This window comes from Capnocytophaga sp. ARDL2 (genome assembly GCF_041530365.1).
GTDB lineage: Bacteria > Bacteroidota > Bacteroidia > Flavobacteriales > Flavobacteriaceae > Flavobacterium.
In genome coordinates, this window is the sequence record NZ_CP168034.1 from 245,420 (window position 1) to 259,211 (window position 13,792).

Annotated in this window: 11 protein-coding genes; 3 read left to right on the plus strand and 8 right to left on the minus strand. The window is 34.6% G+C overall.

What is annotated here, in order from left to right; translation table 11 throughout:
• Positions 1-71 precede the first annotated feature (71 nt).
• From AB4865_RS01330 to AB4865_RS01340, 3 genes are all read left to right on the plus strand, one after another.
• Positions 72-368 carry a thioredoxin family protein gene (locus tag AB4865_RS01330; protein ID WP_372473943.1) on the plus strand — a complete coding sequence of 99 codons (297 nt, stop codon included), beginning with the start codon at positions 72-74 and terminating at the stop codon, positions 366-368.
• A gap of 6 nt (positions 369-374) precedes the next feature.
• Positions 375-773, plus strand: a complete 399-nt coding sequence (locus tag AB4865_RS01335) for a hypothetical protein (RefSeq protein ID WP_372473944.1) — start codon at positions 375-377, stop codon at positions 771-773.
• Between the two features lie 447 nt (positions 774-1,220).
• Positions 1,221-3,464 carry a TonB-dependent receptor domain-containing protein gene (locus AB4865_RS01340; protein WP_372473945.1) on the plus strand — a complete coding sequence of 748 codons (2,244 nt, stop codon included), beginning with the start codon at positions 1,221-1,223 and terminating at the stop codon, positions 3,462-3,464.
• A gap of 24 nt (positions 3,465-3,488) precedes the next feature.
• Here the strand turns inward: AB4865_RS01340 and AB4865_RS01345 are convergent, their stop codons facing one another.
• The 8 genes from AB4865_RS01345 to AB4865_RS01380 all read right to left on the minus strand — a co-directional run bounded on the left by AB4865_RS01345 (position 3,489) and on the right by AB4865_RS01380 (position 13,778).
• Entirely contained in the window at positions 3,489-4,049 is a 561-nt protein-coding gene (locus tag AB4865_RS01345) for a methylated-DNA--[protein]-cysteine S-methyltransferase (RefSeq protein ID WP_372473946.1), read from the minus strand.
• 200 nt (positions 4,050-4,249) lie between these two features.
• Complete coding sequence (locus AB4865_RS01350; RefSeq protein ID WP_372473947.1) at positions 4,250-7,096, minus strand: T9SS type A sorting domain-containing protein; 2,847 nt, start codon at positions 7,094-7,096, stop codon at positions 4,250-4,252.
• On the minus strand, positions 7,093-7,530 hold the full coding sequence (locus AB4865_RS01355) for a hypothetical protein (protein ID WP_372473949.1): 438 nt from the start codon (positions 7,528-7,530) through the stop codon (positions 7,093-7,095). Before AB4865_RS01355 ends, AB4865_RS01350 begins: the two co-directional genes overlap by 4 nt.
• 220 nt (positions 7,531-7,750) lie before the next feature.
• Positions 7,751-8,095: a hypothetical protein gene (locus tag AB4865_RS01360; RefSeq protein ID WP_372473950.1), complete on the minus strand. Its 345-nt coding sequence runs from the start codon at positions 8,093-8,095 to the stop codon at positions 7,751-7,753.
• Positions 8,096-8,289: 194 nt separating this feature from the next.
• Entirely contained in the window at positions 8,290-8,562 is a 273-nt protein-coding gene (locus AB4865_RS01365) for a hypothetical protein (protein WP_372473951.1), read from the minus strand.
• Positions 8,563-8,789: 227 nt separating this feature from the next.
• Positions 8,790-10,757 (minus strand): ComEC/Rec2 family competence protein, encoded by a 1,968-nt coding sequence (locus tag AB4865_RS01370; RefSeq protein WP_372473952.1) that lies wholly within the window; start codon positions 10,755-10,757, stop codon positions 8,790-8,792.
• A gap of 79 nt (positions 10,758-10,836) precedes the next feature.
• On the minus strand, positions 10,837-11,583 hold the full coding sequence (locus AB4865_RS01375) for a succinate dehydrogenase/fumarate reductase iron-sulfur subunit (RefSeq protein ID WP_372473953.1): 747 nt from the start codon (positions 11,581-11,583) through the stop codon (positions 10,837-10,839).
• 194 nt (positions 11,584-11,777) lie between these two features.
• On the minus strand, positions 11,778-13,778 hold the full coding sequence (locus AB4865_RS01380) for a fumarate reductase/succinate dehydrogenase flavoprotein subunit (protein WP_372473954.1): 2,001 nt from the start codon (positions 13,776-13,778) through the stop codon (positions 11,778-11,780).
• Between the last annotated feature and the right edge of the window lie 14 nt (positions 13,779-13,792).

Sequence of the window (13,792 nt, forward strand, 5' to 3'; positions counted from 1 at the left end):
CTAAATAATTTAGTTGACACCTTGTACTTTTTTATTATTTTTGTATTTGTTTACTAAAGTAAAATTAAAAAATGGCTAAATTCGGAGAAATCATCAATACCCCAACGCCTGTGTTGATTCAGTTTACAATGGATTATAATACAGAATGCGAACAAATGAGTGACCTTTTGTATCAAGTAGCTCAAGAAATGGGTAGCAAATTGACCATTGTAAAAATCGACATTCACAAAAACAAAGAACTTTGTGAAGCATTGAGAGTAAAAACCGCTCCTACATCGATGGTTTACAAAAATGGCTCAATGACTTGGAAACACGAAGGTGTTGTGGACAAACAATCTTTGTTGATGGTCGCTAAGGCTTATAATTAATCTATTTTGAAATATATTTTTTCCATACTATCCATTATTATCCTATTGTTTTCCAATATGGGAATGCAGCTCAACTTGCACTATTGTGGTGGCGAGTTGGACAATGTTTCTATGGATTTTGTTGAAAAAAACGTCGAAAATCATTCAGATGATTGTTGCTACGATATCGAATACGACGACTCGTGTTGTGTAGATGAAATACTCAAACAATCTACCGACTACACCATTGTATATCAACTAAATATACAAATCCCTTATTTTATAGAACAATCCTTTTCCGATTGGAAACCTGCTCTTTTTATGGAATCTCAATTGCAGATTCCCAACACTTATTTTGCTTACAGTATCTGGAGCAATGCTCCACCTCTGTATAAATTGTATCATCAATATTTGCTTTACGCTTAATTTTTCTCTCGCAGATTACACAGATTTTCACAGAAAAAAAATATTTTTTTGCCAGATAGAGACATAGTTTTTTTACCATTATAAAACAGAAACACTTCGCTTTAGGAGTTCAGCCTGTTGAATGATTTCATATTCTACAGGAAAAACATAGACTGTTGTGAGTAAGAAAACTATTTGTTCGTGATAAAATCACTTTTTTATTCTTTACACAAAGAAAAAAGCTGTTCGAAAAGTAAGATTTCTGTCATTCTGACGAAGGAAGAATCTTTTTATCTTGTTGATTTTGAGTTTTTTTTCCTTTCGTAAAAATGACAAATTATTTAAAAAATTGACTTTTTGGACAGCCTCGTTGAAATACTCGTGTAGTTTTGCAACAAACAAAAAAATCTACTCCGTCCGTTAGGCGATAAAACAAAAAATCAAACGTAATAATTTTAATAAAAAAGAATGAACACATATACAAAGCAACTATTGACATTAGCACTTACTGCTTCATCGGCAGTATATGCACAAGAAAAAAACAATTTTACGGGTCGCGTACTCGACGCATTCAATCAACCTGTTGCTAGAGCAATCATCAGCTATTCTGAATATGATATTGATACAGAAACTGATGAGTCAGGTAACTTTTCTATCGAATTTATCAAAAACCAAGAATTGAGCATCTATTCCGAAGGGTATGAAACTTATGTTTTTCAAATCGAAAATCCTTCGTTTGCTGTTTATAAATTGACTCCAACAGAGGATTTAGCTACTATTTTTATCAATAAAGAAAGAAAATCCACTCACAGGAGCAGCAAAGACGCTCACAATACGCACACGATGACTTCAAAAGAGTTGTTGAAAGCTGCTTGTTGTAATCTAGCGGAATCTTTTGAAACCAACCCTTCGATTGATGTGAACTTCTCTGATGCGGTTTCTGGCAATAAACAAATCCGTATGTTGGGGCTTACAAGTCCGTACATTCTGATTGCTGAGGAAAACATTCCTGCGGTGCGTGGTGCTTCTCAAGCCTATGGTTTGTCTTTTATACCTGGCACATGGGTAGAAAGTATTCAGGTAACCAAGGGGGCAGGGAGTGTAACCAATGGTTTCGAGTCTATTTCTGGACAAATTAATTACGAATTATTAAAACCGTCCAATGATGACCCTTTTTTTCTAAATCTTTATGGTTCTACCGACAGTCGTTATGAATTAAATGCTCATATCAATGAAAGGTTTTCTCCCAAATGGAGTACTTCTCTTTTTACTCACGGAAATATGCGTGTAAAGAAAAACGATATGAACAAAGACGGTTTTCTTGACAATCCATTAGGTTCGCAAGTAAATATTATGAACCGTTGGCAATATACCAATAACGATAAAGGATTCGTTGGTTTTCTTTCTGTTCGAGGACTTATTGACGAAAAACAAACAGGAGATCTAAGCTACGACCCAAAAAATCCTGCGGGACTTTGGGGTGCAGAAATCAATACCAAAAAGTTTGATACCTCATCAAAAATTGGATATGTTTTTCCAGATATGCCGTTTCAATCAATCGGATGGCAAAATTCATTTAGTTTTCATCAGCAAAATTCGTATTTCGGAAACAATTTGTTTGACATAACCCATCGTTCGGTGTATTCAAATTTGGTATTTCAGTCGATTATCCAAAACACTAAAAACAAGTTTTCAACAGGACTTTCGTTTATGTATGACGATTATTCAGAAAATTTGTTCAATTATTCCAACCACAATTTCGACCGTACCGACCGCTCGATTGGTGGATATTTTGAATATACTTACGACAATTTAGATAATTTTTCATTAATAGCAGGTTTACGAGCAGATTATTCCAACCAATTGGACTTTTTTGTAACGCCTCGTTTGCATGCAAGATACAATCCTTGGAAAGATGCTACTATCAAAGCATCGGCAGGAAGAGGAAAGCGAATTGCTAATATCATAGCCGAAAACCAGCATTTATTGGCAAGTAGTCGTACGGTACACATTCATTCTTCTGAAAACAAACCGTATGGATTAAACCCTGAAATTGCATGGAACTACGGAGCTAGTTTTTCTCAAAAATTTTACATCTCAGACAAAGAAGGACAGCTAGTAATAGACTACTATAAAACAAATTTTATAAACCAAGTTGTAGTAGATCTCGACCAATCGGCAAGAAACATTCACTTCTATAATTTAAACGGAAAATCGTATGCCAATTCATTGCAAATCGAGTGGAATCAAAACATCATTCCTCACCTAAATTTACGCACAGCATACAAACACTTTGAAGTAAAAACAAACTATAAAACAGGCTTGATGCAAAAACCATTACAAGCACAACAGCGCTTTTTTGCCAATTTGGAATATCAAACCCATGAAACCGAAACAGGAGGAAGTTGGAAATTTGATATTACCTACAATCGCACAGGCAGACAGCGATTGCCATACACTGGTGATAATTCTGTAGCCAATCAATTGGGGGCGTATGCAGACGCGTTTACAACAATAAATGCACAAATAACGAAGATATTCAACAACCGATTTGAGGTGTATCTTGGAGTAGAAAACCTAACCGACACACACCAGCACCGTGTATTGCTAGGAGCAGACAATCCATTTGGAAACGAATTTGATAGCTCCATTGTTTATAAACCAATCTTTGGTCGTATGTTTTACACAGGACTGAGATTTAGAGTGAAATAAGGAAAGAGGCGAAAGCCTCTTTTGTTATTTTTCCCATTCTAACAATTTCTTTTTCACATCCGTTCCCCACAGAAAACCACCCAATTTTCCAGAAGATTGTATTACGCGATGACAGGGAATGATAATACTTACAGGATTGCTACCTATGGCAGTACCTACAGCTCTGAAAGCTTTGGAACCATTGATGCCAGCAGCGATTTTGCCGTAAGTCGAGACCTGCCCAAAAGGAATTTTCAATAGACTTTCCCATACTTTTAGTTGAAAATCTGTACCTTTTATGTGAAGTTGTATTGACTCAATCGCTTTTGATTTTATTTGAAAAATCTCCAATGCTTTTTGTTGAAATTCATCTGTTTTTAGGATAAAAGTTGCCTTTGAAAAAAGTTTTTTCAATTCATCAAACGCTTGATTATTTTCGTTTTCAATTCCCAAAAAACACACACCTTTATCGGTTGAAGCAATTAAAATTTGTCCGAACTCACTTTTGGTATAGTGGTAATAAATCGTTACAATTTTATACTCATCAACGGTCATAGGGATTATTTGTACAAATAAGTTGTGGATTATTAGATCTGTTGTTTTCATCCTTCAAAAAGAGATTTTGAATGTAAAGATAAAAAGTTTGTCTAAAATGAGTTTTATTGACCGCAAATATGCGACGAATAAAGGATTTAATCAACACATGTTGCAAAAATTTACTTCAAAGCCACATACTAAAAAATTTAGGTTGCCTCACGGCAACCTAAATATACACCTAAATTACAAAAATTCTTTCCTGTTAAATATTATTGTTTTATAATACTCATTTGGTCTACTACCGAGCCATTGGCAATCAGTGAAACGGTATAGATACCTGCTGGATAAGAACTCATGTCTATCGTAATATTATTTTGATTGATATCTAAAATATAATTATTAGCTACATTACTTCCATATACTCCGGTAATTGATAAATATGCATTCGTTGCATTGTTTATCTTGTATGAAATATTAGCATGTGTAGCTAAAGGATTTGGATAAACTGTAACGATATGGTCTGATTTCAAAGAAACCTCTACATCTTTGTAATCTTTGTATCCATCTATTGTTGCAATAATCTCTAATTTGTACGTTTTAGCTATATCTACAGAAGTTTCAAAGTTTGCTCCTTCGTGTACCAAGTTCCCCTCGCTATCGTACCAATTATAAATAGCAGTTTCGTTGATATCCTCAGCAGATAAAACAACTGTTTCGTTTTTGTTTACTTCTTTATCATCTGCTTGTGCGTAAAACAAATCTCTCGGACTACGAGAAATATTGAATGTTTCTCCACCCACTATTTTATCGTTTTCATCCGTTTGTTTTACTAGAAGTGTATAAGATTCTTGACTTACTGCTTGTGTAAGGAAGTGAATATTTACTGCTATAGCCCCCACTTTATTTGGAGCAAATTGAAGATTTTTGAGCTTTGCATTTTCAGACATTAGCACTATGGTTTTAGGTTTTCTACCTAAGCGAACGTCTTCACTTTGGAACCCACCATTTTTCCATGCATTAAAAACAACATCACTCAATTCTATGTGTACTTCTGCTTCGTCTGATAGGTATTTGTCGTTTGTTTTTATGCTTTTGAATACAAGATTGAATGTTCTTGAAATATTGAAGTGATTACCTACAGCAATCGCACCACCATAAAGGAAATTTGAAAACTGGCTAACAGTTACATTTTTCTGAGCAATGTTGTTATTATTTCTCACATTAGTAGCCAAATCTGTAGTTTCTGTAGTGTACATAGGATCGTTATCAGCTTCTATACGAGCCAATAAGCAGAAATGCCAACGATCGTTTTGATTATTCGTCTCTGGAATATAAACATAAGGATTTGGCACTACCCATGGAACGGTAAGGATTGTTTCTTCGTTTGGTTGTAAAATAGGGATGTAAATAGAATCTAACGGACTACCCATTAGTGCATTTAGGTTGGTATTTCCTTCTTGATAGATACCACCATGCCAAGGGTTAGGGTAAGACAGTGCCGTTGACGCCTTTGCCCAATAGATTTTTAGTTTTTCATATCCGGTAGAAGCAACACCTCCATTGTTTTTTACACGAACTTTGATAAAGTTTGGAAGATTGTTTGATTTGTAGATGGGATTCTGATGTTCATTGCTACTATCATTGTAGTTTCTTATCCAAATGTCAGGGCTTTCCCAAAAGTATTGCACATCATTGGGTTCAGCACCTGTATCGGTTGAGTTGTCTTTGATTACAAGGTCAGATGGACAATTTAATGATTCTCCATTAGTATATAGGAGATTGGTATTATTCGGATCTAACCAATCCTTCAGTCTTCTTGAGGATGAATTTCCTGAACTCCATGAAACACTAAATTTTCCATAATCACCATTATCCTGAGAAGGATTTACACAATTAATATGATTACCACCGTATAGCTGTCCTATAATTCTTTTATTGTTATTTAAAAGAGGAGAGCCTGATGAGCCACCTTCTGTAACACTATGCCCATTCTGTGTTTGAGACCAGTATATTCTATGGAAATTGTTATTGTTAACACTTTGAGGTATAATGTTATATGTAGAAATTTTTTTGACATCTCCTGCGGGGTGATGGATACCAACCCCTCCAACAGTAGGGTTTTGTCTATCCCAACCTAAATAATAAATCTTACAAGTTTTATCAGCAGGATCTTCGTCTAATTCCAGCAAAGCAAAATCGGTTAAATTATTGTTAGCTAAAACTTTGGCACCTGATGTATGTATATAGTTTGATATAGAATTAGTGTTTTGGCATGTAGGAGACTCATAATTCCACCAAAAAGTCCAATAATCTAGAATATTATTACTTTGAGCATCATATTTAACATTATTAGCCCATCCTCCTAAACAATGATCTGCTGTTAAAAATAACTTTCTATTGTTTCCTAAACTTTTTATTAAAGCACCTGTACAGTATCTATGCCCATTTACAATAATCATTGCAATTGCATTTTTTTCTTGTTGCCAATTATTTCCTTCTGGACAGTTGATATTAACTTGACAGTCTCCCGATGAATTGAAATGTTCGCTATAAAGTTGCTCTATATATCGGTAACCTTGTACAATATATTTTATTGATAAATTTGGAGTTAATGTTCCTTTAGGTTTATAATACTCAAGATAAATAGATTTACCATAAATAATATCAGACGCATTTCCTCTACGAGAAAATTGTAGCCCTTTATTATTCGAAAAATTCATTAAACTAACTTTAGATCTATCTTCATTGTATATATATAGTTCTCCCCCATCAGGAATCCAAAAATTATCAAATAGGAGATTTATAGACAAAATATTCTCACCTGTTATTTTTAAAATCCATATTTTATCACCATTATTTAAATCAATCCATTTACCATTATTTTCTATGGATAAATTAACTTCTTGTTTGTATCCAAATCTCGGGGGGAAATTATGAACTTTATCTAATTCATCTTCTTCATTAATTTTTACCATATCTAAAGCAGATAATTTATAAGTAGGTACCCCCTTTTGAATATCAAACAATTGAAATTTATTTGACGGAATATTATTAATTTGTTGTGCATATGTGGCTAAACAAACAAGACTAAAGATTAAAGATAACACCTTTTTCATAGTTGTATCACATTAAATACTAAACAATGGTCTGAAGTAAACAATTTTAATTGGTTATTTGAAATTTCATAGGAAGATGTGTTTTCTATTGAATTTTGAAAAAAATAAGAGTCACTTTCTGAAGGATCTAAAACCTCAGAAATTCTATTAATTTCAAAATTTATAGAATTATTATTTTTAGAGTAAACACCTTCAAATGTATTTGCCATTGTTTTACCTTTAAAAGAAGAAGGCGAAATAAAATGAATTTGATAGAGATCACTTTCTTCTTCTTCACCGCTTGAGTTTTTAGGAAATCTACTCTGATTGTTCTCTAAATTTACAATAGTGTTTAATCTCCAATTTCCATTTAAAACTTCATTTTCAAGGACTTCTTCACTACCACACGCTATCATTCCGATAGTTGCGATAAAAAACAGTAAGATTTTTTTCATCTGTTTAGTAATTTTAAGTTAAACAATTTAGTAAACAAACATGAGTAAAATATTGTAATTTGGTGTGTTTGAAGTTAGTTACATTCCTTTCTCATAAGCATTTTTTTTTAATATGTTAGGTAAAATTATAAAAAAGTATATTATAAACAAAATATTTTATTAAAATTTCTACTTAAAAAACTGTCTGTGTATTGATTTTCATATCTCAAATTTTTAAAGTTCAATGTATTTCGTCAATTGTAATAAATCTGTAACTAATATCCCTAGTAGGACAAGCAGGTACTCTGATTTTTTCAAAATGATAAGAGATTTGTATAGTATTATTTAAAATTTGATACTCTTCTGGTAAATTTGTCACAGCAAAACTTTTTAATGTATGGTCTTCGGTTTCAGCATCTATTAATTCAATCACAGGAAAATCTGAACAATAATGTAAAGCAATTATTTTTACATTTGCAGTAAATGTCTCAAACGCTACAGTCTGTTCTTCAACAGAAGAGTTGTTATCACTACCACACGCTATCATTCCGATAGTTGCGATAAAAAACAGTAAGATTTTTTTCATCTGTTTAGTAATTTTAAGTTAAACTATTTAGTAAACAAACATGAGTAAAATATTGTAATTTGGTGTGTTTGAAGTTAGTTACATTCCTTTCTCATAAGCATTTTTTTTTAATATGTTAGGTAAAATTATAAAAAAGTATATTATAAACAAAATATTTTATTAAAATTTCTACTTAAAAAACTGTCTTGTATTTCTTATTTCACATACTTACATACAATGGCTTTGTTGGTTTTAGGATTTTTTATTACTGTATAAGGTCTTACATTTATATTTAAACCTCCTCCTTCATTCTGTTGTTCTGACTTTACTTTTATTTCAATTCTATTGCTAAATTCTACAACAGAAACAGTTTTTAATTTATATGTCGTATGAGGTTTTTCCGTGTCAATAACATAAATAAGGTCTTCGGTTTCAAAATCAACAGGAGTTATAGTGATTCCTGACCGTGTGTTTTCGAAATTAGCCATTTGTTCTAAATCCTCCTGGGATTTAATGTGAAACGATTGTAACTTTTCCGAAGGTCCATATACATTATAGTAATCCTCATAAGAAGAAAACTCTATATTTTACTCGTTGTCATCATCACTACGACACGCTATCATCCCGATAACTGCGATAAAAAACAGTAAGATTTTTTTCATCTGTTTAGTAATTATTAGTATTGTTGTAAAATCACAACAAATATGTTTAACTCTCACTCCACTTCCCAGTACCCTATTTCGCCCAAATCAATGTATTCCATTTGATGTTTGTCTAAAAATGTTTTCCACTGCTCTACTTTCCAAGTTGGATTATTACTCGAAATAATGATTTTCTTGGGTTGAAGGTTGTTTTTTAGCAACTCTTCCAAATGAATTTTTGGTTGTTGATGCAATAGGATATAATCTACTTTTGTGTTTTTTGGAATCACTGAAAGACTGTCAATAATGAGATATTTATCCTGATAATCAACATAGTTTTTTATTGGAAAGTAGTCAACAGTTTTATTTTTCCAATAAGGATAATGAGGAATATTTTTTCCTGTATAAAACGAAACAATCGATTTTTGGGTTGAATATACGATTTCCAACTGTTGTGCTCTATTTAAGATATAAGTAGTACTGCGTTCGTTTAACCTGTAATAAACCGAAAGAAACCCAAATAAAACGATCAACAAAAGCGAACTATAAAAATATATTTCCTCCCTATATTTCACATACGAAATCACTAAAAACAATCCGATGAATAATGCAATCAATTCCCATATTTCAATATAAATATCTTTGGACAATCCCCATTCATCTTTTGTCAAAAATTGCAAAAATTGATGATTGACATCAATCAAAATTCGTGTAATTTTTCCCATATATTCTGGTATAATTCCTCCGAAAAAATTGAATGGTATCTGTACAATAGAAACTATCAAAACCAACATAGATATCGGCACTATCACAATATTCCCTATGAGAAACAACCATGAAAATTGATGAAAATAATACATGCTCAACGGTGCTACTCCCAATTGTACAACCAACGAAATTCCAATCAATCCATAAAAATAATTCAGCACTACATTTTTACTATAAAAATATTGTTTAACCATAGGATAGACATACAAAATAGACAGCAGAGCGAGATAACTCAACTGAAAGCCTATATTGTACAAATAATCGGTAGAAAACCACAAAATCAAAAAAGCAGATGTAAAAAGCACATTCATACTTTGGGCTTGTCGCTGCCACAACATCGCCCACAAATAGAGCAAACACATCAACACCGCTCGAACGACCGAACCACTCAGCCCCGAAAGAAAGGCAAATAGCAACAACAAAACGGAACTAATAACAAACAAAATTTTGCGATTACGTGTAACCCAACCGACCGTACGATAAATCAATCCAAAAACGACCAAAACATGCAAACCAGAAACCGCCAAAACGTGCATTACTCCTGCGTTTTTGTATTGATCGGCAAGTAAGGTAGAAAGGTGTTTCCGCTGACCAAACAGCAAACTCTGAATCAATCGTTTTTGTTCGTCGTGTTGTAAAAACGGACTAAAACTTTCTACAATTTGGTTTCGCAAACAAGAGACGGTACTATGCCATGATTTTTGGACACCGATTTTGGTTGGAGCTTTGGAAAGATACGCTTGGGCAAATACATCTTGCTTATGCAAATAAAATGCATAATCAAAACCATAGGGTTCTCGTGCTTTGGGAAGTGTATTCCAACGAAAAAAACTCATACACACATCGCCATCTTCTAAAGTCGGTTCGTCTTTAGGGATATTCAATAAAAAACCGTGAGATAGTTGATGCTGTTCTTTCAATAAATGTGCGTAATATCTATGATACCGAGCGGTTGGTTTAATAACTTCTGTGATTACAAATTGAGACTGAACAGGGTATTCTTTATGTGAGATTACTTGAGGTTTTTCGTTTTCACGATGAACCAATCCCAATCCGAAAAAAGTCACTAAAACACTAACAAGGGTAAAAAAAGCCTTGAGTGAATACAATTTGTAAGATGACGAGCGAGTGTAAATCCAAAGAGAAAACAAGATGAGAGGTGCTAATAAAGAACCGTAAAAAGGAAAGGGAATTGAAATAAATTCCGAACACACCACTCCTGCAATATAGGCAAGAGTCAATAAATAGATTGGATGTTTGACAATCTTTCTCATAAGCCTAAATTTTGCTTATGACTAAGGTATAAAAAAATCCCATTACTTTGGTTTGTAATGGGATTTTTATTTGAAAAAATTATTTTACCAAACTTGCTTTTAAGTATTCTCTGTTCATACGAGCGATGTTTTCCAAAGAAATTCCTTTCGGACATTCTACTTCACATGCTCCGGTATTTGTACAGTTACCAAAACCTTCGTTGTCCATAGCTTCTACCATATTCAATACACGCTCTACCGCTTCTACTTGACCTTGTGGCAACAAAGCAAATTGGGAAACTTTTGCAGATACGAACAACATAGCTGATGAGTTTTTACAAGTAGCTACACACGCACCACATCCGATACAAGTAGCTGCATCAAACGCCTTGTCTGCGTTTTCTTTACGGATAGGCAAGTTGTTTGCGTCTTGTGTATTTCCAGAAGTGTTTACCGAGATAAATCCTCCTGCGTGTTGGATACGGTCGAAAGACGAACGATCTACTACCAAGTCTTTGATTACAGGGAAAGCCTTTGCACGAAATGGCTCGATATAAATCGTGTCTCCGTCTTTAAACTTACGCATGTGCAACTGACAAGTAGTGATCCCTCTGTCTGGTCCGTGAGCTTCGCCGTTGATAAACAACGAACACATACCACAGATACCTTCACGACAGTCGTGGTCAAATGCAACTGGGTCGTCTCCTTTTTCGATTAATTCATTGTTTAATACATCGAGCATTTCCAAGAACGACATATCTGGTTCGATTCCGCTGATTTTGTAATCAACCATCTGACCTTTATCTTTTGCGTTTTTTTGACGCCAAATTTTTAATGTAAGATTCATGTTTTTTCTAGTTTTAGCTAAAAGTCATTGATTTTTTATCCTTCTAATGACTTTATAAAAGCGTTCAACAATTTACCAATTATCATTCCTATATTTCATTCAAAACAAGTGAGTTTCGATAGCTATCGAAAAGAACGAAGTGAAGAATCTATTTAAAAAAAAGATTCCTCCTTCTTCGGAATGACAAAATGGCACTATTTATAACTACGAGTTACCATTTTGATGTTTTCGTACTCAAGAGCTTCTTTGTGAAGAATCGATTCACGAGGATTTCCTGTGTATTCCCAAGCTGCTACATACGAGAAGTTTTCGTCGTCGCGTTTTGCTTCTCCTTCTTCAGTTTGGTGTTCTTCGCGGAAGTGTCCACCACATGATTCTTCACGGTGCAATGCATCTTTTGCAAACAATTCTCCTAATTCTAAGAAGTCTGCCAAACGCAATGCTTTTTCCAACTCTTGGTTGAAAGATTCTGCTACTCCAGATACTTTCACATCTTTGTAGAATTCGGCTCTCAATGCAGCGATTTCGTCCATGGCCTCAGTAAGACCTTTTGCGTTTCTCGCCATACCCACTTTGTTCCACATGATTTTCCCTAATTTTTTGTGGAAGTAATCTACAGAATGCGTACCCTTGTTGTTCATCAAGTGGTCGATCATTTTGCGTACATTGTTTTCAGCTTCTTCAAACTCTGGTAAATCTGTAGAAATCGCTCCTGTACGGATGTCATCTGCCAAATAATCACCAATAGTGTATGGCAATACGAAATATCCATCAGCCAAACCTTGCATCAACGCCGAAGCTCCCAAACGGTTAGCTCCGTGGTCTGAGAAGTTGGCCTCTCCAATACAGTAACATCCCTCTACGGTAGTCATCAAGTTGTAATCTACCCATACACCACCCATTGTATAGTGTACCGCCGGATAAATCATCATTGGTGTAACATACGGATCTTCGTCAACGATTTTCTCATACATTTGGAAAAGGTTTCCGTATTTATTTTCTACGATTTTCTTACCTAAATCGTACACCAATTTTTTATCGTTTTCGTTTAGGTGTAAAATTCTCGCTTGTTCTTTACCGTATCTTTCGATAGCCGAAGCAAAATCCAAATATACAGCCTCACCTGTAGCATTTACACCAAAACCAGCATCACATCTTTCTTTTGCTGCACGAGACGCCACATCACGAGGCACCAAGTTTCCAAACGAAGGATAACGACGCTCTAAGTAATAATCTCTATCTTCTTCTGCAATTTGTGTTGGTTTCAATCTACCCTCACGGATTGCTTGAGCATCTTCCAATTTTTTAGGCACCCAAATACGACCGTCGTTTCTCAAAGATTCTGACATCAAAGTCAATTTTGATTGATGGTCTCCCGTAACAGGGATACAAGTTGGGTGAATTTGTGTATAACATGGGTTGGCAAAGTATGCACCTCTTTTGTGAGCTTTCCAAGCTGCAGTTACATTCGATCCCATCGCATTTGTAGAAAGGAAGAATACATTTCCGTATCCACCCGATGCGATGACTACTGCGTGAGCAGAGTGTCTTTCAATTTCACCAGTTACCAAGTTACGAGCGATGATACCACGAGCTTTACCGTTTACGATTACTAAATCAAGCATTTCGTGACGGTTGTACATTTTGATTTTTCCACGCCCAATTTGACGGTTCATTGCAGAGTAAGCTCCCAACAACAACTGTTGTCCTGTTTGACCTTTTGCGTAGAAAGTACGAGATACTTGCGTACCACCAAACGAACGATTGTCAAGCAAACCACCATATTCTCTTGCCAATGGCACCCCTTGAGCCACACATTGGTCGATAATGTTTACAGAAACTTCAGCCAAGCGGTGAACATTTGCCTCACGAGCTCTATAATCCCCTCCTTTTACTGTATCGTAAAACAAACGGTAGATAGAGTCGCCATCACCTTGGTAGTTTTTTGCGGCGTTGATACCCCCTTGAGCTGCAATAGAGTGTGCTCTACGAGGAGAATCTTGGTAGCAGAAAGCCTTTACATTATAGCCCAACTCTGCCAAAGTAGCAGCAGCCGAACCACCAGCCAATCCTGTACCTACGATGATTACATCGATATTTCTCTTATTGGCAGGGTTTACCAATTTGATATGATTTTTATAATCAGTCCATTTTGAATGAATAGGACCTTGTGGTATTTTATTATCTAAACTCATGATACTGTCTTCTT

What these genes read in the sequence shown, in the direction of transcription:
- AB4865_RS01330 (WP_372473943.1), top strand. Translation starts at nt 72, where the DNA reads ATGGCTAAATTCGGAGAAATCATCAATACCCCAACGCCTGTGTTGATT.
- AB4865_RS01340 (WP_372473945.1), top strand. Translation starts at nt 1,221, where the DNA reads ATGAACACATATACAAAGCAACTATTGACATTAGCACTTACTGCTTCA.
- AB4865_RS01345 (WP_372473946.1), bottom strand. Translation starts at nt 4,049, where the DNA reads ATGAAAACAACAGATCTAATAATCCACAACTTATTTGTACAAATAATC.
- AB4865_RS01350 (WP_372473947.1), bottom strand. Translation starts at nt 7,096, where the DNA reads ATGAAAAAGGTGTTATCTTTAATCTTTAGTCTTGTTTGTTTAGCCACA.
- AB4865_RS01355 (WP_372473949.1), bottom strand. Translation starts at nt 7,530, where the DNA reads ATGAAAAAAATCTTACTGTTTTTTATCGCAACTATCGGAATGATAGCG.
- AB4865_RS01360 (WP_372473950.1), bottom strand. Translation starts at nt 8,095, where the DNA reads ATGAAAAAAATCTTACTGTTTTTTATCGCAACTATCGGAATGATAGCG.
- AB4865_RS01365 (WP_372473951.1), bottom strand. Translation starts at nt 8,562, where the DNA reads ATGGCTAATTTCGAAAACACACGGTCAGGAATCACTATAACTCCTGTT.
- AB4865_RS01370 (WP_372473952.1), bottom strand. Translation starts at nt 10,757, where the DNA reads ATGAGAAAGATTGTCAAACATCCAATCTATTTATTGACTCTTGCCTAT.
- AB4865_RS01375 (WP_372473953.1), bottom strand. Translation starts at nt 11,583, where the DNA reads ATGAATCTTACATTAAAAATTTGGCGTCAAAAAAACGCAAAAGATAAA.
- AB4865_RS01380 (WP_372473954.1), bottom strand. Translation starts at nt 13,778, where the DNA reads ATGAGTTTAGATAATAAAATACCACAAGGTCCTATTCATTCAAAATGG.